This is a genomic window from Brachybacterium phenoliresistens, from assembly GCF_000576425.1.
Classification (GTDB): Bacteria; Actinomycetota; Actinomycetes; order Actinomycetales; family Dermabacteraceae; genus Brachybacterium; species Brachybacterium phenoliresistens.
On sequence record NZ_KK069989.1, the window covers coordinates 1 to 19,013 of the forward strand.

17 protein-coding genes are annotated in these 19,013 nt (G+C 73.3%); 8 read left to right on the forward strand and 9 right to left on the reverse strand.

Translation table 11 applies throughout. From position 1 onward, the window contains the following. Positions 1-399 precede the first annotated feature (399 nt). The 5 genes from BF93_RS03090 (at position 400) to BF93_RS03110 (ending at position 5,389) form a co-directional block, all read left to right on the forward strand. Entirely contained in the window at positions 400-1,539 is a 1,140-nt protein-coding gene (locus tag BF93_RS03090; RefSeq protein WP_051486542.1) for a zinc-binding dehydrogenase, read from the forward strand. Positions 1,540-1,576: 37 nt separating this feature from the next. Then, entirely contained in the window at positions 1,577-2,935 is a 1,359-nt protein-coding gene (locus BF93_RS03095) for an MFS transporter (protein ID WP_038370613.1), read from the forward strand. Positions 2,936-3,039: 104 nt separating this feature from the next. Beyond that, on the forward strand, positions 3,040-3,825 hold the full coding sequence (locus tag BF93_RS03100; RefSeq protein WP_038370614.1) for an SDR family oxidoreductase: 786 nt from the start codon (positions 3,040-3,042) through the stop codon (positions 3,823-3,825). A gap of 140 nt (positions 3,826-3,965) precedes the next feature. Next, positions 3,966-5,126 (forward strand): variant leucine-rich repeat-containing protein, encoded by a 1,161-nt coding sequence (locus BF93_RS03105; RefSeq protein WP_156954024.1) that lies wholly within the window; start codon positions 3,966-3,968, stop codon positions 5,124-5,126. Then, positions 5,090-5,389 carry a hypothetical protein gene (locus tag BF93_RS03110; RefSeq protein ID WP_038370616.1) on the forward strand — a complete coding sequence of 100 codons (300 nt, stop codon included), beginning with the start codon at positions 5,090-5,092 and terminating at the stop codon, positions 5,387-5,389. The genes BF93_RS03105 and BF93_RS03110 overlap by 37 nt, the downstream gene beginning before the upstream one ends. On the opposite strand, the gene BF93_RS03115 is transcribed toward BF93_RS03110, so the two are convergent. Further along, entirely contained in the window at positions 5,370-6,920 is a 1,551-nt protein-coding gene (locus tag BF93_RS03115) for a dihydrolipoyl dehydrogenase family protein (RefSeq protein ID WP_084148217.1), read from the reverse strand. The genes BF93_RS03110 and BF93_RS03115 overlap by 20 nt on opposite strands. A 151-nt stretch (positions 6,921-7,071) precedes the next feature. Here BF93_RS03115 and BF93_RS03120 point away from each other — a divergent pair, with 151 nt between their 5' ends. Together BF93_RS03120 and BF93_RS03125 are read left to right on the forward strand one after the other, a co-directional pair. Further along, the gene (locus BF93_RS03120; protein WP_038370617.1) at positions 7,072-7,698 is read left to right on the forward strand and encodes a hypothetical protein; all 627 of its coding nucleotides are present in this window, start codon (positions 7,072-7,074) and stop codon (positions 7,696-7,698) included. A 37-nt stretch (positions 7,699-7,735) separates the two neighbouring features. Then, the gene (locus tag BF93_RS03125; protein WP_038370618.1) at positions 7,736-8,224 is read left to right on the forward strand and encodes an NUDIX domain-containing protein; all 489 of its coding nucleotides are present in this window, start codon (positions 7,736-7,738) and stop codon (positions 8,222-8,224) included. Positions 8,225-8,320: 96 nt separating this feature from the next. On the opposite strand, the gene BF93_RS03130 is transcribed toward BF93_RS03125, so the two are convergent. From BF93_RS03130 to BF93_RS03140, 3 genes are all read right to left on the reverse strand, one after another. Next, the gene (locus BF93_RS03130; protein ID WP_038370619.1) at positions 8,321-8,935 is read right to left on the reverse strand and encodes a hypothetical protein; all 615 of its coding nucleotides are present in this window, start codon (positions 8,933-8,935) and stop codon (positions 8,321-8,323) included. 10 nt (positions 8,936-8,945) lie between these two features. After that, on the reverse strand, positions 8,946-10,673 hold the full coding sequence (locus BF93_RS03135; protein ID WP_232226175.1) for a 5-oxoprolinase subunit B/C family protein: 1,728 nt from the start codon (positions 10,671-10,673) through the stop codon (positions 8,946-8,948). 104 nt (positions 10,674-10,777) lie between these two features. After that, a complete protein-coding gene (locus BF93_RS03140) occupies positions 10,778-11,557 on the reverse strand; it encodes a LamB/YcsF family protein (RefSeq protein ID WP_038370621.1) in 780 nt (259 codons plus the stop codon). A gap of 100 nt (positions 11,558-11,657) precedes the next feature. Here BF93_RS03140 and putP point away from each other — a divergent pair, with 100 nt between their 5' ends. Beyond that, the gene (gene putP, locus BF93_RS03145; protein WP_051486469.1) at positions 11,658-13,202 is read left to right on the forward strand and encodes a sodium/proline symporter PutP; all 1,545 of its coding nucleotides are present in this window, start codon (positions 11,658-11,660) and stop codon (positions 13,200-13,202) included. A gap of 198 nt (positions 13,203-13,400) precedes the next feature. Here the strand turns inward: putP and BF93_RS03150 are convergent, their stop codons facing one another. The 5 genes from BF93_RS03150 to BF93_RS03170 form a co-directional block, all read right to left on the reverse strand. Continuing rightward, positions 13,401-14,354 (reverse strand): Sir2 family NAD-dependent protein deacetylase, encoded by a 954-nt coding sequence (locus BF93_RS03150; RefSeq protein ID WP_084148218.1) that lies wholly within the window; start codon positions 14,352-14,354, stop codon positions 13,401-13,403. Continuing rightward, entirely contained in the window at positions 14,354-15,211 is an 858-nt protein-coding gene (locus tag BF93_RS03155) for an SMP-30/gluconolactonase/LRE family protein (protein WP_038370623.1), read from the reverse strand. The genes BF93_RS03150 and BF93_RS03155 overlap by 1 nt, the downstream gene beginning before the upstream one ends. A gap of 117 nt (positions 15,212-15,328) precedes the next feature. After that, positions 15,329-15,955 (reverse strand): DedA family protein, encoded by a 627-nt coding sequence (locus BF93_RS03160; RefSeq protein ID WP_038370625.1) that lies wholly within the window; start codon positions 15,953-15,955, stop codon positions 15,329-15,331. Between the two features lie 97 nt (positions 15,956-16,052). After that, positions 16,053-17,357, reverse strand: coding sequence for an ABC transporter substrate-binding protein (locus BF93_RS03165; RefSeq protein WP_038370627.1), 1,305 nt, complete (start codon positions 17,355-17,357; stop codon positions 16,053-16,055). Positions 17,358-17,418: 61 nt separating this feature from the next. Continuing rightward, positions 17,419-18,726, reverse strand: coding sequence for an ABC transporter substrate-binding protein (locus BF93_RS03170; protein WP_038370995.1), 1,308 nt, complete (start codon positions 18,724-18,726; stop codon positions 17,419-17,421). Between the last annotated feature and the right edge of the window lie 287 nt (positions 18,727-19,013).

Sequence of the window (19,013 nt, forward strand, 5' to 3'; positions counted from 1 at the left end):
CCGCGAAAGCGGCTTGAATTTGCTACGCCAAGAGAGGTATTCTCCGAGTACCTGTTGCGCTGACCGTTAGAACTCGCCGCGCTTTCCGGGAACAGAACGGTGCAATCTCTCGAACGCGCCCGCAGCCTCCTTCGTGCGACCGCTCCCTCGCGAACCCGCTCGCTCCGTCTCGATCGAGGGCGACCGCTTCCTCGCGAACCCGCTCGCTCTCTCGCTCGCTCTCTCTCGAGCGCGGCCGTTCCCTCTCGAGCGAGCGCGCCCGCTCTCGCGGGCCGTGACCGGACGGATCGGCGCGCGACCTGCGACGGAACATTTGTGCTTGACGGATGTTCCGCGACGGGCCTAGCCTCGACCCTGCCCGACCCCACGGGATGGACCCCATCGAAGGAGATGACCGCGATGAGCGAGACCCAGACGATCCCCGCGACCGACCCCACCGCCGCGACCCCGGCCCGCGAGATTCCCGCCACCATGAAGGCCGTCGTGATGCATGCCCCCGAGGACTACCGCCTCGAGGAGCTGCAGGTCCCGACGCCCGCCGCCGACGAGCTGCTGATCCGCGTCGAGGCCGTCGGCGTCTGCGCGAGCGACCTGAAGTGCTACCACGGCGCCACGAAGTTCTGGGGCGACGAGAACCGCGACCGCTGGGTCCAGCCCGGCGTCACCCCCGGCCACGAGCTCGTCGGCGAGGTCGTCGCAGGATCCGACGAGGCGCTGGCCCACCACGGCGTCTCCCTCGGCGACCGCATCGCCTGCGAGCAGATCGTCCCCTGCGGCGAGTGCCTGTACTGCACCCGCGGCTGGTACTGGATGTGCGGCCCCCACGACATGTTCGGCTTCAAGCACTACGACGGGGCCATGGCCGAGTACATGATCGTGCCGAGCCTCGCCCGCGCCCACAGGGTCTCCGGCGACATCCCCGCCCACCACGCCGCCTTCTCCGAGCCGCTGTCCTGCTCCCTGCACGCCGTCGAGCGCGCGCAGATCACCTTCGACGACGTCGTCGTGGTCGCCGGCTGCGGCCCCATCGGCCTCGGCGCGGTGATCGGCGCGAGCCACAAGACCCCCAAGCAGGTCATCGCCCTCGACTTCGACGACGACAAGCTCGCCCTGGCGAAGAAGTGCGGCGCCGACCTCACCCTGAACCCCGGGAAGGTCGACGTGGTCGAGGAGATCCGCGCCCTGACCGGCGGCTACGGCGCCGACGTCTACATAGAGTGCACCGGCCACCCCAGCGCCGTGAAGCAGGGGCTGACCCTGCTGCGCAAGCTGGGCCGCTTCGTGGAGTACTCCGTGTTCAAGGACGACGTCACCGTCGACTGGTCGATCATCTCCGACGACAAGGAGCTCGACGTCCTCGGCGCGCACCTGGGGCCGAACTGCTGGCCGGCCGCCATCAAGATCATCGAGTCCGGGGTTCTGCCCATGGAGGAGATCTGCACCCACCAGTTCGGCCTGGAGGACTTCCAGACCGCGCTGGACACCGTCGGCGACTCCTCCGGCGCCTCCGTCAAGGTCTCCATCGTCCCCGGCTCCTGAGCCGTCGCCGTCCCTCCCCGCACGAAGGAGTGCCCCCATGAGCTCGACCTCCACCTCCTCGCCGGCATCGGCCGCCCCGATCCCCGGCACCGACCAGGAGTCCTTCCTGGACCGGCTCGGCATCCCCCACGCCCTGCGCTGGGGCTTCCTGGGCGTGCTCGTCTTCATGACGGGCAACGGCGTGGAGACGAACTTCGTCTCCCCGCACATCGCGAACGTCCTCGGCGGCGGCGACGACAAGATCAACCTCGCCGCCACCATCATCACCGTCTACAGCCTGTCGGCCCTGATCGGCTCCTACCTCGCCGGGGCGCTGTCGGACCTGTGGGGCCCGCGGCGCGTCATGCTGCTGGGCGTCACGGTGTGGGTCGTCTTCCAGGCCGCCTTCGTCGGCGCGCTGGCCACCGGCTCCGTGCCGCTGATCTTCCTCACCTACGCGGTGCGCGGCTTCGGCTTCCCGCTGTTCGCCTTCGCGTTCCTGGTGTGGATCAACACCGTGGTGAACAAGGAGCGCAACGGCGCGGCGGTCGGCTGGTTCTACGTCATGTTCACCGGCGGCATGCCGACCATCGGCTCCCTGGTCGCGATCGTGCTGATCCCGGGTCTGGGCGGCGGGCTCGGCGGGGAGCGCTGGACGATGATCGCCTCGACCGCGATCGTCATCGCCGGATTCCTCATCGCCCGCCTCGGCGTCCGCGAGGAGCACGGCGACAAGCGCCTGGCCCCCGCGGGGGAGAGCGCCGCCCGGGTGATCCTGTCCGGCGTCACCCTCGCCGCCACCAACCGCCGCGTGATGATGGGCTTCCTGACCCGCCTGATCAACACCGCCCCGCAGTTCGGCATGTTCATCATCCTGCCCACCGTCATCGCCGACACCCTGGGCTGGGGCCAGTCCCGCTGGCTGCTCATGACCTCGGTGATCTTCGCCGGCAACATCCTGTTCAACGCCGCCTTCGGGGCGCTCGGCGACAGGATCGGCTGGACCACCACGGTGCGCTGGTTCGGCATCGTCGGCTCCGCCATCGGCCTGCTGGCCTGGTGGTACGTGCCGCACTGGGTGCCGGCCGGCTCGGACTGGGGCTTCGTCGTCGCGGTCGCGGCGGGCACCGTCTTCGGCATCCTGCTGGCCGGCTTCGTGCCGCTCGGCGCGATCATGCCGGCGCTGGCCCCGCAGCACAAGGGTGCGGCGATGGCCATGTACACCACCGCCGCCGGCGGTGCGACCTTCCTCGGCTCCGCCGTGGTCGCCCTGGTCCGCCCCTGGGGCGGGGACGTCGGGGTGGTCTGGGCCTTCGTCGCCCTCTACGGCTGCGCCTTCGTGATGACCTTCTTCCTCAAGGTCCATCAGCCCCGGCTGCACGGCCCGGTCCCGGAGGCCGATGCCGTCCGCGCCTGAGGGCACCGTCCCGGTCCCTCCGCCCCGGGCGGCCCGCCCCGCCCCCGTCCCCGCCTCCCACCGCCGCACTCCCGCACACCTCGCCTTCCACGAACGGAGCCACCATGCCCACCCCGATCTCCCCCCTGTTCGACCTGACCGGCCGTACCGCCCTCGTCACCGGCGGCGCCAAGGGCCTCGGCCTGGCGATGGCCCGGGCCCTCGCCGAGCACGGCGCCGACATCGTGCTGGCGGACATCGACGACGCCGTCGGCGAGAAGGCGGCCGCCGAGCTGGCCGAGTCCGCCGGCGTGCGCACCGGCTACCGCCACGTCGACGTCACCTCTCCCGATGCCGTCGACGCGGTCGTGGCCGATGTCGTCGCCGAGTTCGGCGGGATCCACATCCTGCTCAACAACGCCGGCATGGTCATCCACCAGAACCTCGAGGACGTGACCGCCGAGAACTGGCGCAAGGTCATGGCACTGAACCTCGACGGCGTCTTCCACGTGCTGCAGGCCGTGGGCCGCCACATGCTCGAGCGCGGCAGCGGCAGCATCATCAACACCGGCTCGATGAGCGGCATCATCGCCAACGTCCCCCAGGCCCAGGCGTCCTACAACGCCTCCAAGGCCGCCGTCCACAACCTCACCCGCAGCGCGGCCCTCGAATGGGCGGGCCGCGGGGTGCGGGTCAACGCGATCGCCCCCGGGTACATGAAGACCGAGCTCACCCGCGAGTTCTTCGAGGCCGGCGGCCCGCAGATCGACCAGTGGATGCTGATGACGCCGATGTCCCGCCCGGGCGAGCCCCACGAGCTCGGCGGCGCGGCCGTCTACCTGGCCTCGGATGCGAGCAGCTTCGTGACCGGCTCGGTCCTCTCGATCGACGGCGGCTACACCGCGGCCTGAGCGCGATCACGCGTCCGATGGGCTGCGCCGCTCCGTCTGCGATGGGCGGCGCAGCCCTCTGCGGCGGGGAGGCTGCCGTCGGGGCGTCCGGGACCTCGAAGGGCGGCTGCGCCCTGCGGCGGCTCCGTATAGTGGCCCGCATGGTGGCACAGGGGGATCGGGAACGGTACATCGCCGGGGACCCCAGGACTTCCCCTCAGGAACTGGCGGATCTGGCCGGCCGCCGCTGGGATCTTCACGCCGTCATCGCGGCGAACCCGCGCACCCATCCGGCCCTGCGCCGCTGGATCGCCTCGGTGAACCCGCACGGCATGGCTCGCCCGCCCGCGGCGCCTGCTGCTCCGAGGCGGCATGGCCGCCCGCCCGCCGGCTTTCCGCCGCCCGGCCGCCCGCCCTTCGCTCCTCGGACGCCGCCGCGACGTGGTGGGATCGGAGGGTGTCTCGCAGGGTGCGGATGCTCCACGCTGGTGCTCGTGCTGGTGGCGATGGTGCTCCTCGGTGCCGGCGCGCTGCTCTCGCCCGACGGATCCGATCGCCCCGTTGCCGGTGGCGGTCACCCCTCGCCCTCGGGCGGTTCCGGTGACCCCGCGGTCGACGAGCAGCTGGCGATCTTCGACGCGGAACGGGAGCGATACTACGAGCTCGTGGCGGAGCTGGAGGGCAATCCCGCTGCTCCGCTGGTGACCCTTCCCGGCCAGTACGCACGGCTGGAGGACCGCGCGGCATCGGTGGGCACCAACGAGTTCTCGGCGCAGTCCGTGGCGCAGGAGGCGCAGCGGCGTCGCGAGGACCTGGAGCAGCACGTCGACGCCGCGGCGGATCGCGCCGCCAACAGCTCGGGTTCCCTCAGCGAGGGTCTCGTCGACGAGGCCGGGGACGGACTCATCGATATCCGCTGGGACGCAGATGCCGTGTGCGCGCAGAGCGAGAGGGAAGGCTGGACCACGTCCGGCTGCGTCCTCGGGGCGGACGCGCTCACTGTCCATCTCCAGCCCGAAGACTCGTTCACCGGGGAATGGGACATACAGATGACCGTTCAGCATGAACTGGCACACGTCTACCAGCGAGCGGATCGCGCCAGATTCGACGATGGGTCCAGCGAATACGACGAGCTGCTCGAGCAGGGTCTGTTCCAGGGCAGCGAAGAGCTGATGGCAGACTGCTACGCCCTCACCTACTACGACGAATGGACGCTGGAGACCGACTCCGTGGAGGTCGGCTACGGATACGTCTGCGACGAGAGCGAGCGCGATGCGATCCGCGCGTGGTCCGCGAGCATCGATGCGCCCATGCCTGGCTGAGCCTCGCCACCCGGCGTGAGGCGGAGGGCTCCGCCCTGGGCGGGGGCATGTTCGACACCGCCGCGGACACGGTGCGCGGCGGCAAGATGTGGGCCTTCGCCTACTCCGGCCACCCCGAGGTGATCACCGCGCAGCTGCAGCAGGGCCTCGCCGCCCAGGGCGTCCCGCACGCCGAGGCGCTGCAGGGCGTCGCCCTGCCCGAGCGCAGCGTCGGCGCCTCCCCGCAGGGGGCCCGGGCCCGGATCAACGGCCTGGCGCGCTGACCGGCGGGCCGACGGGAGCGCGCAGCTCGCGCGGAAGCTCCTCGAGCAGCCGCAGCCACAGCTCGGAGGCCGTCGGGTAGGACGCCACGGCGTGGCGCAGCACGGCGACCGGCACCCGCCCGGTGATCGCGACGGTCGCGGCGTGGACGAGCTCAGCGGCCTCCGGGCCGACGAAGGCCGCCCCGAGCAGCAGCCCCGTGGCGCGGTCCACGACGATCTGCGCCCGGCCGGGCACCGCGTCCCGCAGCAGCGCCGTCCCGGCCGCGGCCCCGAAGGGCACCTGCGCGGTGACGACCTCGGCGCCCCGCTCCCGGGCCTGCGCCTCCGTCTCGCCGACGCTCGCGACCTGCGGATCGGTGAACACGACCTGCGGCACCGGGGCGTCCGGCACCTCGAAGGGCGGCTGCGCCCCGGTCGCGGCGGCCGCGATCCGCGCCCCGACCACCCGGGCGCGGTGCTTGCCCCAGTGGGTCAGCGGCGCCTCGCCGCTCGCATCGCCGACGGCATGCAGCCAGGCCGGGAGGCGGCCGGCGAGCACCTCGTCCGCGCCGAGGCCGATGCTCTCCAGGCCCACGTCCCCCAGCCGGGGCCGGCGGCCCGTGGCCACGAGCACCTCGTCGGCCTCGTGCTCGGTGCCGTCCTCGCAGCGCACGGTCACCGTCCCGCCGTGGACCCGCCCCAGCCCGGTCGGCTGCGCCTGCGGCCGATGGGCCTGCGCGACACGCGCCTCGCGCACGATCCGGACCCCGGCGCCCTCGAGCGACTCCGCGACGGCCTCGCCGGCGAAGGGCTCCGCCGAGGACAGCAGCGCGTCCCCGCGCACCAGCATCGTCACCGCTGAGCCGAGCGCCCGCATCCAGGTCGCCGCCTCGCAGGCCACCACCCCGCCGCCGATGGTCACCAGACGCTCCGGCACCTCCACCACGCCCGTCGCATCGCGCGAGGTCCACGGCTCGATCCCCTGCAGCGGGCCGGGGATCGCGGCCTCGCTGCCGGTGGCGAGGACCACCGCGTGGCGGGCCGCGAGCACGCGCCGCGTGCCGTCGGCCGCGAGGACCTCGACGCGGCGCTCGCCGACCAGCCGTCCGTGGCCCCGCTCGAGGGCCAGCCCCGCTCCCTCGGCCCAGCGCGCCTGGCCGGCATCGTCGTAGTGGGAGACCCAGTCGTCGCGCCGCGCGAGCAGCGCCTCGGGCTCGAGGGCCGCGGTCGCCACGCCCGGCAGCGTCTCGGTGGTGCGGGCGACGTCGATCGGGCGCAGCAGCGCCTTCGAGGGCATGCACGCGTAGTACGAGCATTCCCCGCCCAGCAGGGCCTCCTCGACGATCGCGGCGGTGAGGTCGGTGCCCTCGATCGCGTACTGGGCGGCGTTCTCGCCGACGGGCCCGCCGCCGAGGACGATCACGTCGTAGGTGGCATCGGGCGCGGACGGGGACGCAGCCCCGGAGGCGGAGTCGTCCGGGGCGGAGTCGGCGGTGTCGCGGACGGCGGTGTCGGGGACGGCGGGGGCGGCGGACTGCTGCGGTGCGCTCATGGGGCCATGCTCCCACCCGGGCGCCCGCGACGGAGGTCCGCAGCTCCTGACGATCCGCGAGAGCCGATGGTGCCGACCGCGCGGGGCGGGGCAGACTGTCCGGCATGACCCTCCGTCCTCCTGCACCGCCGTTCCGCGGCGCGAAGCGGCGATGACCGCGGCGCGAGAGGCCCAGGCAGCGCTGCTCCCCCTGATCGCGGAGGCGAGCAGCCGGCCCTGCCGCGCGGGGGCGAGAGCGCTGACATGGGCGGGGGACGACGGTTTCGCCCTGCGCCTGACCCTTCAGCTGCCCTCGCGGCCGACCGGCACCCGCTCCGTCCCCGCGATCGTGCACGTGCAGGTCACCGCGCAGCGGCTGGGGCGGTGGCGCCGGGAGCACGATCTGCCGGCGGAGCAGGGGAGCGTCCTGTCGGTGCCGCTGGGGCTGCTGACCTCCCGCGCGCAGGGGCGGCGCTGGGAGATCGGGGACCCGCAGCGCGACCGGACAGCGCAGGAGATCGCCGATGCCGTCGAGGAGCACGCCCTGCCCCTGCTCGCGCTGCTGCAGGAGCCGGAAGCGGCCTGCCCTCTGCTCGCCCGGCACCTCTGGGGCATCTCCGCCCGGCTGCCGGAGGACGTCGCCCCGCCGCCCGTGGACTATCTCCTGTGCTGGGGCCGCGACGACCTGGTGGGGGAGATGGTGGTGCAGGCACGCACGGTGGCACGGTTCCGCCAGGACCTGGCGGGCCCGCACCCCTGCGACTGGGTGGAGCTGGCCCGATCCGTCGGCGCGGTCTGAGATCCGTCGCGCCAGCCTGCTGTGCGAGCATGACGCCATGGCCGAGCTGCTTCCCGATCCCGTCTTCTTCGCCTCCCTCCCCAAGGTGTACTCCTCCGGGTCGGTGATCCTGCGCGATGAGCGGGACCGGGTGCTCATCGAGAAGCCCAGCTACCGCGACCACTGGCTGCTGCCCGGCGGGCACGTCGACCCGGACGAGGACGTCCGCATGACCGCGCGCCGGGAGGTGCGCGAGGAGCTGGGCCTGGACATCGAGGTCGGGCGGCTGCTGACCGTGAACTGGCTGCCGGCTCTCGTGGAGTCCGGGCGGCCGATGGGCGTCCATTTCGTCTTCGACGGCGGCGTCATCCCGTCCGACGTCCTCGAGCGCGAGGTCGTGCTGCAGGAGTCCGAGCTCGAGGAATGGCGCCTGGTCGAGGAGTCGCAGCTGCACATGCTCAGCACCTGGGGCTCCCGCCGGGCCCTGACCGCGATGCGCGTCCTGCGCGGCGAGGAGCCGGCCGACCTCATCGGCTTCGGCGGCTGACCCCGACCCTCGTCCTGCGCCTGACCTTGCCGCGGCTCGCGGGGGCCGATGGGCTCGGTCTCCGTACCCGCCATCACGCGCGAACAGGCGCCGGAGCTACCGGCCGAACAGCTCGTCCGCTGTTGCCGATTCGGGGATGCTGTCCCCGCTCTCGCCGATCGAGTGGAAAGATTCTTCGCTCGTCCCGGCTGTTGCGGTGTCCTGCATGTAGATGCCGGCGTCGGCTCCGGTGATGAAGAACTTGTCCGAATCCGGGCCCTCCCGTCGCGTGCGGTTGAGGAAGAGAATGTATGTCTTCCCGAGCTCCAGGATCGGCGCTGGCGTTTCCTGCATGTCAGGCGTGCCGTGCTGTATGACCGTGAGCTCGGGGAACGACGTCGGGAGGAGCTCGTCGTCACCGTCCTGAGGTGCAGGTGACGAATGATCGTGAACCGTCGTCCGAATCTCTGTCGTCGAGAGCGTGCCCCCGTCTGGTGATGAATGCTCGCTCTCCCCGTACGAGTCGACGACCACTTGCGCGATCAGGTCGCAGTCCGCGCGCATCGAGTCGAGCGAGTCGTAGATCGTTGCGCGGGAACCGGACATTCCGGCGCCTGTCTCCTCTCGGGGGCCGCACGAGGACATGACGCCGGTGAGCATGACCGGGCCGGCGATCAGGAGCGTACGGCGGGTGCATCTGTTCATGGCTTCCTCTCGGGAGATGGTGTTCATGCCTGCTCCGTCAAGCCTCCGGAAGGGCGCGGAAGCGCACCGCCGTCCCCGGCGGGGCCTGGGCCAGCAGGTCGAGGCCGGACTCGGCGACGACGCCCACCACCGGGTACCCGCCCGTGGCCGGGTGGTCGCGGCCGAACACCACCGGCAGCCCGGACGGCGGGACCTGCACGGAGCCGGGAACGATGGCCTCGCTGGGAAGCGTGCCCGCCCCCGAGGGGACCGGCAGCGGCATGCCGTCCAGCCGCACCCCCACGCGGTCCGAGTCCGGTCGTACATGCCAGGTCCGTCCGGTCAGCGCGGCGACAGCCTCGGCGCCGAGCAGCTCCGCCCGCGGGCCGAGAGCCACGGGGAGCACGATCGCATCGGCATCGGCATCGGCATCGGCATCGGCATGGTCATCGGGGCCGGCGTCGGCTCCGGGGCCGATGCTCTGCGGATCGGCCTCGGCGTCGTCTTCCGCCTCGGCGTCGAGAGGCGGCGCGGGAACGGCGTCCAGGCCGATGGTGGGGCCTGCCCCGATCCGGTCGCCGGCCGCGAGCGGTGCCGGGCCGAGCCCGGAGAGCGTGTCGCGCGCCCAGGACCCGAGCACGGGGCCCTCGCCCGCCTCCACCCCGCCGCGCACGGCGATCACCACGCGCAGCCCGCGGCGGACGGCGCCGATGTCCAGCCGGTCCCCGGCGTCCAGGGCGACGGCACGGCCCCTCGGCACCCGCAGAGCCGGGACCTGGCCGTCCGCATCGGCGCCGGCCTCCGAGCCTGCCCGGTGCACGGTCAGCTCGGCCGGGGCGCCGGCGACGCTCAGCACCACCGCCCGCTGCGCGACGAAGGACGCGGGACCCAGCAGCAGCTCGAGCGCGCTCGCCGAGGGCGGGTTCCCCACCGCGACGTTCGCCCGGACCAGGGCGCCGTGATCGGCCGCCCCGGACCGGCCCACCCCCAGGTCCGCATAGCCGGGCCGCCCGGCATCCTCCACCAGCAGCAGCGGGCCCGGGGACAGCACCCCCAGGACATCGGCCGCCGGACGCCCGGAGGACGAGGCGCGGGCGCCGGTCCGGGGATCGCTGCGGGAGGCGGCGGGGCGCCCTGCCTCCCCGGCCGCGCGGCGCGCGGAGAGCCGCGCCCCGGCACGCACCGCGCGGAAGCGCACGGAGGTGCCGGGGGAGAGCAGCGCGGGGGAGTCCTCCCGCTCGGGTGCCCACAGCCGGGCCTCCGTGCGGCCGATCAGCTGCCAGCCGCCGGGGGAGGAGCGCGGATACACGCCGCTGTAGCGCGCGGCCAGCGCCACCGATCCGGCGGGGACGCGGGGGCGGGGCTCGGCGCGCCGGGGCACCTCGCCGAGCCCCTCGCCCTCCGGAAGGAGGTACGCGAAGCCCGGGGCGAAGCCGCCGAAGGCCGCCGTCCAGGTCTCGGCCCCGTGCGCCGCCACCAGCGCCTCGGAGGTCATGCCGAGCTGCGCCGCGAGATCGGCGAGGTCCTCCCCGTCGTAGACGACGGGGATCTCGACCTCGGCGGCGGGAGCCGCCTGCGCATCGGGCGCAGGGCGCAGGGACTCGAGGCGGCGGCGCAGCCCCGGCATGTCCAGCGGGTCGGCGGCGGACAGCAGCAGGGTCCGCTCGGCGGGGACCAGATCGACCATCCCGCGGGGCGGAGCCTTCCGCAGGGCGCGCGCCGCGGCGAGCACGTCGGGCGTGCCGGCGTACTCGGCGAGCCAGGCGCGGGCGCCGGCGCGATGCACGGCCCGCGGGCGCAGGCTCTCCGGGCCGTCCCCCGCTGCGGCCGACGGGCCGAGCCGGGACGGATCCGGCGGCTGCGCCGATCGGTCCGGAGCGCGGCGCGGGGTCACGGGATCGCCGGGCCGAGGGGGATGCCCGCCTCCTCCAGGCCGGAGCGCACCGCCCGGGCGAGCTCCACCGCCCCCGGCGTGTCCCCGTGCAGGCACACGCTGCGCGCCCCGAGCCGCACCCAGCTGCCGTCCACCGCCCGCACCCCGTGCTCGCGCGCGATCCCGAGCACGCGCTCGAGGACCTGTGAAGTGTCGGTCAGCAGAGCTCCCGGTTCGCCGCGCGGCACCAGCGTCCCGTCCGATCGGTAGCCTCGGTCGGCGAAGGCCTCCAGGACCACCGGGATGCCCTCCTCCTGCGCGCGGCGCGCGGCCACCGAGCCGGGGGCGGCGACCAGCGCCAGCTGCCCGCCCAGATCCGCGAGCGCGGCCACCACCGCGCCCGCCTGCGCCTCGTGATGGGCCAGGGCGTTGTAGAGCGCGCCGTGCGGTTTCACGCCCCGCACCCGCGTGCCCTCCGCCCGGGTGATCGCCTGCAGTGCACCGACCTGGACGAGGACCAGATTCCGCAGGTCATCGGCAGAAATGTCGAGAAATCGTCTCCCGAATCCCGCCAGATCCGGATAGGAGACATGCGCGGTGATCGCGACATCGGCCGCCGCAGCCATCGCCGCGCAGCGGCGCATCGTGCCCGGATCCCCGGCGTGCCCGCCGCAGGCGACGTTCGCCGTGGTGACGAACTGCAGCATCGCCTGGTCGTCGCCCATGGACCAGGCGCCGAGGCCCTCGCCGAGGTCCGCGTTGAGGTCGATCGGGGCAGCGGTCGTCGCGGTGCTCATGTCACGATCCTGCCTCATTATCCCGGGGCCCGGGTTTCGTCGCGTCGCTCGATGCGTTAGCGTGACGCGACCCCGTGCTCCCAGAGATTTCGGAGAAATAATGGATTTGACGTACAAGATCATCGCCGTGGGCGTCTACTTCGCGGTGATGCTCGCGATCGGCCTGTACGCCTACCGCAAGACGACCGACGGCGACGACTACATGCTGGGCGGGCGCGGACTGCACCCGTTCACGGCGGCGCTGTCCGCCGGCGCCTCGGACATGTCCGGGTGGCTCCTCATGGGCCTGCCCGGCGCCCTCTACATCACCGGCATGGTCGAGGCGTGGATCGCCATCGGCCTGACCGTCGGTGCGGCCCTGAACTGGATCTTCGTGGCCCCGCGGCTGCGCAAGTACACGCAGGTCGCCAAGAACTCGATCACCCTGCCGAGCTTCTTCGAGAACCGCCTGCAGGACCGCAGCCGCGTGCTGCGCGTCGCGGCCGGCGTGGTGGTCCTGGTGTTCTTCACCTTCTACGTGTCCTCCGGCATGGTCGCCGGCGGCATCTTCTTCCAGTCCACCTTCGGCGGCTCGTACGTCGTGGGCATGCTGGTGGTCGCCGGCATCACCGTCCTCTACACCCTGTTCGGCGGCTTCCTCGGCGCGACCTACACCGACATGGTGCAGGGCTCGATCATGCTGCTGGCGCTCATCGCCGTGCCGATCACCGCGGTCATCGTGGTCGGCGGCCCGGCCGAGATGATGACCTCCGTGCACGAGGCGAACCCGCAGTTCGGCTCCATGATCGCCGGCGTCAGCGTGATCGCCGTGATCTCGAACCTGGCCTGGGGCCTGGGCTACTTCGGCCAGCCCCACATCATCGTCCGCTTCATGGCCCTGCGCACCTCGCGGGACGCGAAGTACGGTGCGACCTTCGGCATCGGCTGGATGATCCTGTGCGTGATCGGCGCGATCCTCACCGCCATGTCCGGCCTGGCGTACTTCCAGCAGAACCCCGGCGCCGTCCTCACCGACGCCGAGAACGGCGAGTCCGTGTTCCTGGACCTCTCGCAGTTCCTGTTCCACCCGCTGATCGCCGGGTTCCTGCTGGCCGCGGTGCTCGCCGCGATCATGTCGACCATCTCCAGCCAGCTCATCGTCACCAGCTCCGCGCTGGTGGAGGATCTGCTGGGCATCTTCGGCAAGCGCTCCTCGGCGAAGGCCGAGCTGTGGTTCGGCCGCATCGGCGTGCTGGTCGTCTCCCTGGTCGCGGGCATCCTCGCGATCCAGCGGAACAACACCATCCTGGACCTGGTCGGCTTCGCCTGGGCGGGCTTCGGCTCCGCCTTCGGGCCGCTCGTGATCCTGTCGCTGTTCTGGCGCCGCCTCACGGCGCCCGGCGCGATCGTGGGCATGATCTCCGGTGCCGTGGTCGCCTTCGTCTGGGGCAAGACAGAGCTGGGCACCCTGTTCGGCCTGCTGGACTCGGCGCTGTACGAGATCATCCCCGGCTTCCTGGTCTCGCTCGTGCTGACCATCGTGGTCAGCCTGGCCACCCGGCCGCCCTCGGCCGAGGTCCTCGCGGACTTCGAGACCGCCCACGGCGAGATCGACGAGTCCCACGAGGCGCAGAAGGCGGCCAAGGCCGGGACCGCCACCGCCTGATCGGCTGCGGGCCGGCCGCGGGGCTGCTCACCCGGCAGCTCCCCGCGTGAACCGGCTCTCGAGCTCACGGACAGTCACCTGGCGAACCCTTCGCGCCCCGCGGATGGATCGCCCGGTGACTGTTCGTGTTCGGGGGTGGATCGGCCGGGAGGCGCGGCACGCGGCGGGCTCGCCCTGGCCGGCCGCGGCGGGCTCGCCCTAGCCGGCCGGGGCGAGGCGGGACTCCCAGCGGGCCAGGACCGACTCGATGCGGCCGTGCAGGCGCAGGCGCGCGTGGACGTCGCCGCGGGTGGGGCCGTCGTTGAGGATCACCACCGGGGTCCCGGCCCGCTCGGCGGCACGCACGAAGCGCAGTCCCGACCAGGCGGTGAGGCTCGAGCCGAGCACCAGTAGCGCGCCGGACTCCTCGAGGATCGCCATCGCGCGGCGCACCGTCTCCGGGCGGGCCGATTCGCCGAAGAAGACGACATCGGGCTTCAGCACGCCGCCGCAGAGCCCGCAGGGCGGGTAGCGGAAGGCGTCGGTGCGGTCGACCTCGGCATCGCCGTCGGGCGCGCTCGCGGCATCGGCCGCCAGCTGCGGCAGCCGGGCGGCGACCTCCGGGTTCATCGCCAGCAGCCGCTCGTGCAGGACTGCGCGCGAGGTGAGGGCGTCGCAGCCCAGGCACCGCACGGCGTCCAGCCGGCCGTGCAGGTCCACGACGGGGGACGAGCCGGCGCGGCGGTGCAGGTCATCGACGTTCTGGGTGATGATGCCGTGCACCGGCAGCAGCGGGCCGAGCCGGGCCAGGGCGTCGTGCCCGGGGTTGGGGCGGGCGGCGGCGAAGCGCGTCCACCCCACCGTCGAGCGCGCCCAGTAGCGCCGCCGGGCCAGATCGGAGCCGGTGAACTCCTGGTAGGTCATGGGGCTGCGCGGCACCGCGTCGCGGCCGCGGTAGTCCGGCAGGCCGGAGGCGGTGGACATGCCCGCACCGCTCAGCACGCAGGTCCGGGCGCCGGACAGGATCTCGAGGGCCGCGTCGAGCTCGGCGGGCGGGCTCTGCCGCCCGTAGAGCTCGCTGGGCAGCGGGCCCCAGGCCCTCCCGCGCAGGCCGCGGGCGGTGGCGAGCGGGCTCGCGGTGGAGAACCAGCGGCCGACGTCCGCGGGCTCCATCAGCCGGCGAAGGCGCGCTCGTCCGTCGCGCCCTGGACGCCCGGGACCGCCGCGAACAGGGAGCCGGCCTGCGGGTCGTCGTCCGCATCGAGACCCTCGCGGCTGGTGGTGATGAACAGGGTGCGCAGGTCCTCGCCGCCGAAGGCGCAGGCGGTGACCTGGCGGGCGCCCACCTCGATGCGCTCGGCGAGACGGCCCTCGCCGTCCAGCCCGATGACGGCGCTGCCGGAGTGCAGGGCCACCCAGACGTGGCCGGCGGCGTCCAGGGTGAGGCCGTCCGGGTGGCCGTCCACGCCCAGCGATGCCACATCGGCGAAGGGGCGGCGGTCGACCAGGCCCGCGGCGTCGTCCCAGTCCATGACGTCCACGCGGCCGGTGGGGGTGTCCACGTAGTAGGCGCGGGAGCCGTCGGCGGTGAACGCCAGCCCGTTGGAGATGGTGAGGTCCTCCAGCAGCGGCTCGGTGCGGCCGTCGGGGTGCAGGCGCCACAGGGCGGCGGCGCCGGGGGTCGCGCCGTAGGCCATCGACCCGCACAGGAAGGAGCCGTCCGGGGCGATGGCGCCCTCGTTCATGCGGATCGCCGCGTCCCACAGCGGCGGCAGCACGGTGACCGCGCCCTCCGGGTCCTCGAGGGCGAAGCCCTTCTCGACCGCGAGCACGGCGCCGCCGCCGGCGCGGGGCCGCACGCACGCGACCACGGGCGAGCCCGTCGCGCGGCGCTCGGCGGAGCCGTCCTCGCGCAGGGACATCACGTCGCCCGCGAGCAGGTCCACCCAGCGCAGCCCGCCCCAGGTCGAGGACCAGAACGGCCCTTCGGCGTGGTAGCAGATGGAATCGGTCAGGCGCTCTGCGCGCATGCGGGTCCTCCAGGGGTGCGGGCGGCCGATGGTCGGGCCGGGCCGTCGGGTCGGGGCGGGGAGTCGGGTCGGGGCGGCGGGGCCGGGTCGAGGCGGCGGGGCGCGCCGCGGGCACGGTCAGCCTGCGGCGTCCCTGCTCACGCTACGCCGTGCGCGCAGCCGGCGGCGCGCGAACACGGCGATCCCCAGCAGCCCGACCACCGCCAGGACCAGCGAGTAGGTGCGCACGAAGGACTCCAGGGCCTCGCCGCCCGCGATCCCGAAGAGATAGCCGGCCAGGACGAAGGCGGCGTTCCAGATCCCCGAGCCCAGCCCGGTCGCCGCGACGAAGCTGATCACGCGCATGCGCTCGATGCCGGCGGGGACGGAGATGAAGGTGCGCACCATCGGCACGAACCGGGCCAGCATCACCGCGGGGAAGCCGAAGCGGTCGAAGAAGCGCACGGCGGTGTCGACGTCGGCCGCGTCCAGCAGGGGGATCCGCGCGACCAGCGCCCGGGTGCGGCGCAGGCCCAGCGCCCGGCCGGCGCCGTACACGAGCAGCCCGCCGAGGACCGAGCCGAGCGTCGTCCAGAAGATCGGCACCAGCACGTTCTGCCCGGTCGCGGCCGCCGTCACCCCGGTGAAGGGCAGCAGGAACTCCCCGGGCACCGGGGGGAAGAGCGCTTCGGCGGCGATCACCAGGGCGATGCCCGGCCCGCCGAGGGCCTCCATCAACGAGATGGCGAGGTCGGCCAGGGACATGGCCGCACGCTATCGGCCGCGGGTGGCGCCGCGGTGAACGGGGCGTGGCCGCCTCCTGCCGGGGCGGCCGGTCGCCGCCCCGCCCGCCCGGGCGCGGTCAGCCGGAGACGGCGGCGGTGGCCTCGTCGAACCAGCCCTGCGCGGCATCGGCCGGGGACATGCGGCCGAAGAGCACCTCGGACTGGTAGCGCGGGGTGATCTCCTCGATCGCCGTCGAGCCCGCCGGCCCCACCCAGGTGGGCTGGAGGTCCAGGGTGGAGAGGTCGTCGATGTAGGCGACCTCCCGCTGGGCGGTCTCCGACAGCTCGGGGAGGATCGCCTCGCGGACGGCGGCGACGGCCGGGACGCCGCGGTCGGTGAGGATCAGCCGTCCGGCGTCGGGGTCGTTGACCAGGAAGTCCACGAAGGCGGCGGCGTTCTCGGGGGAGGCGGTGCGCGCGGAGATCGTGTACAGCTGCGAGGACTGCAGCCAGACCCCCGGCCGGGCGGACTCCCCGGGGATCCGCACCAGCTGCAGGTCCGCTCCCGAGGCGGTGGCCAGCGCGGTCAGCGAGCTCGACCAGGTCAGCATGAAGGCGGCCCGTCCTCGGCCGATGAGGGTCTGCTCGGGGCCGACGTCGGTGAGCTCGACCAGGACGTCCGCCGCGGGCCCGGCGCCGGTGTCCACGAGGGACTTCGAGAACTCGAGGAAGGACTGCACGGTGGGGACCGTCAGGCCCAGGGCGCCGTCCTCGGTGTAGAGGATCTCCCCGTGCTGGCGCGCCCACAGGTCCAGGGAGTCGTGGCTGAGGGTGGTGCCGGTGCCGAAGGTGCCGTCCTCGGTGGCCTCGGTGATGGCCTGGCACAGCGCCACGAACTCGTCCCACGTCCAGGCGGTGTCGTCGGGGGCCTCGAGCCCGGCCGCCTCGATCACGGCGGGGTCCATCACCATCGCCAGGGCGTTGATGCCGGTGGTGACGCCGAACGGGGTGCCGCCCACCTGGCCGTTGCGGCGGGCGGCCTCGTCCATGGTGGACAGGTCGAGCGTGTCCGAGACGGTGGACAGGTCCAGCAGGACGTCGCGGGCGGCGTACTCGGCGGGGTAGGCGCCGCCCATGGTGATGACGTCCGGCTCGTCCCCGGCCGCGGCGGTGGTGGCCAGCCGGTCGAAGTAGCCGGCGATGTCCCCGGGCTCCGGGGAGATGGTGATCCCGGGGTGGCGCTGCTCGAAGAGATCGATGACCTCCTGCGTGGTGGCGGCGCGCTCGGGGTTGCCCCACCAGGAGAAGCGCAGCGGAGCCTCGGCGTCCCGGCCCGCCGAGCGGTTCGGGTTGCAGGCGGCGAGGGTCGCCAGGGCCGGGGCCGCCGCGCCCAGGGCGAGGGCGCTGCGGCGCGGGAGCGGGACAGGGCGGCGACGGGACACGGGGGCTCCTGAGGTGCGGGCGCGCGGTCGGGGGAGGGCCGGTCGGGGGAGGGAGGGACGCTCAGGCCTTCGGCTGCATGCCCTCCAGGCTGGCGACGATCTCCTCGGCGACCTCCGCCGCGGGGCGCGTGCCGAAGAGCGCCTCCTCGGCCATGCGGGTGAACTCGTCGCCGAAGGACACGCCCGAGGCGGGGGTGACCATCGGCGGGGGGACCACCTCGGCCTGCATGTCGCGGGCGAAGTCCAGGACGATCATCTCGCTCTCGTCGAGCACGGACTCGAGGGAGTCCTGGACCTCCGGGAACGAGGTCACGCCGCGCTCGAGGCGGAGGATCTTCGCGCACTCGAGATCGCGCAGGAGGAAGTCCATCAGGGTCGCGGCATTCTCGGGGCTCGCGGACTTCGCGCTGATCGACCAGTACATGGAGGCCTTGTTGACCATCTGGTGGTCGCCGCTGGTGCGCGCGGGAAGGCGCAGCAGCGTCATCGGCGAGCCGGAGGAGGCCATGAAGGTCTGCACCTGGGAGTGGAACTGGAGATGGAAGGCGGCGCGGTTGTTGCCGAAGCGGCCCTGCTCGACGCCGGCGGCCCCGTCCTCGACCTGCTCGGAGACCGCAGGCACGGCGCCGACCTCGACGAGCTTCGCGGAGTACTCGAGGAACTCGGTGACGGTCTGCGCGGTCAGCGGCGACTCGCCCTCGCGGGGGAACAGCTGCTCCCCGCTCTGGCGGGCCCAGGCGCCCAGCTCGGCGGCGCCGCGGCCGAAGAAGTCGAAGCCGTAGACGTCCTCGCCGGCGCCCTTGGCCCAGTCGGTGACCTGCTGGGACAGGGCGAGGAACTCGTCCCAGGTCCAGGTCGTGTCATCGGGCAGGGGGATCCCGGCCTTCTCGAGGATCGCGGTGTTCGCGCCGACGGCGAAGATGCCGATGCCCAGCGGGGCGCCCACCAGGGTGCCGTCGGCCAGACGACCGGTGTCCAGCACCGCGGCGTCCATCGCGCTGAGGTCGAGCTGGTCGGAGACCGTCTCGAGGTCCAGCAGCGTGGAGCGGGTGCCGTAGGAGTCGATGTACGACTCGTCCATCTGCAGCAGGTCGGGCATGGCACCGCCGGCGGTCTGGGTGGCGAGCTTGTCCCAGTAGCCGGTCCATTCGGAGTACTCGGGGGAGACCGGGATGTCCGCGTGGGACTGGGAGAACAGGTCCAGCGCCTCGTTCGTCATCGAGTTGCGCAGATCGCCGCCCCACCAGTAGATGCGCACGGCGCCGCCGCCGCCGTCCCCGCCCGAGCCGGCGTTGGGCCCGCAGGCGGCGAGGGCGGGAAGGGCGCCTGCGGCGGCGAGCAGGGCGAGAGCAGTGCGTCGAGTGGTCATCATCGGCCTCCGTCGGGTCCGGGGCAGCGGCGGCCCGGAGTGGGTGAGTCCAGTGTGGAGGTTGACAAGCGACCCGTCAAGCGCTTTCCTGGTCCCTCGGAGCACTGCTCCGCCCCGTCTCCCCCGGCGGGGACGCGGCGACCGGCCCGGCGTCGGACGCCCGATATGAAACCTTTCATCACGATCCGATCACCATGCGGGAGTTTCCTCCCCACATGTGGTTCCGTTCCGTCAGGTAGCCGGATGCGCCGAAGTCGTCGCCCGGCACCGCGCGGGACCCCCGCCGT